The following is a 1,136-nucleotide window of genomic DNA, read 5'->3' on the forward strand; positions in this document are numbered from 1 at the left end:
GCAGGGCTATCGCATATGGGTCAGGGCGTGGATTAGATAGTCATCATTCCAGGCGCATTTCTTGATGCGATGGCTGATGGGGACTTTGTCGGCATCGGCGGCCTGGAGGATGTTTCTGGCGATGCGGTTGAGGAGCGCGATGTTGGCCGGAGCGTTGTCCTTGCGGGCACGGCTCAGATCCTCGTCCAGGTGAACGTCGAGCATCCAATGCAGCCCATTCTCGATTTGCCAATGAGCCCTTGTGAGGTCGAGCGCCTGCTGCGGTGAAAGCAGCGTAGAAGCCATGAACAGGCGCGTCAGCGGTTTGGCCTGATTGCGCCGACTGGTGATACGGATGAAGGTTTCATGGCCGGGCATCAGCGGCTCGGCTGCGGCCACAACCTCGGCTCGCCGCCACTCGTTGCGGCCATGGCTGGTTTCGGTTTGCTCCGCCACAGCGGGAGTGGTTTCGGCCAGCTGTTGTTTGGCGTGAGCTACCCAATGGCGGCGATTTCCTTTAAGCGCGAGCAGGTAGTCGCCGCCGCGTTCGGTGATGGCTTTTGCCATGCGCTTGTGACAGTGGAGCGCATCGGCCGTGACCATTCTGCCCGTAAGATCAATCAGTTCGATGACCTTGAGGGCTGCCTCGACCTCATTCTCTCCCTCCCCGGGCGACACTGCTGCCAAGCATAGCCGTGTCTCGGCGGCAAAGGCCGACACCGTCAGGGGCGGACTGGCCGCAAGACCCTTCTCATAGGCTCGCCGCAGCGCCTTGCCGTCGAGTGAGACCACCTCCTGGTATGCCCGCGCGAAGCCTGCCGCAAAGGCGGCGAAGGCCCGCCCAAACGCCTCCGGGTCAAGCAGCCGCAACAGCCGCGAGAAGGTGTCGTGGCTGGGCGCCACCTCATATTCGATCAACCGCGATAGCGCCTGCTTACGTTCCTGCGCGAACAACGAGAACTCCGTCGCATTGCTCGCGCCGCATAAGCTCGCCGCTATCATCATCACGATCAGGTCGCCAAGCCGATGCGTGGCGTTGCCAGCACGCGGATCAGGCACCGCGCCGAAATAGCTCTCAAGGCTGGAAATGGCAGTCTCTCCCTCGCTCGACTGCCTGCCCAAAGAATCCTTTCTCAGGCTAACTTCAAGTCCCAAAA

Annotated in this window: 1 protein-coding gene; it reads right to left on the reverse strand. The window is 61.4% G+C overall.

The genetic code is table 11. The features are described 5' to 3' along the window. Nucleotides 1–6: 6 nt before the first annotated feature. The coding region (locus tag P9273_RS31995; protein WP_278052560.1) for an ISAs1 family transposase at nt 7–1,136 on the reverse strand (1,130 nt) is incomplete at its 5' end.

The sequence above is a fragment of the Mesorhizobium sp. WSM4935 genome, assembly GCF_029625735.1.
Classification (GTDB): Bacteria; Pseudomonadota; Alphaproteobacteria; order Rhizobiales; family Rhizobiaceae; genus Mesorhizobium.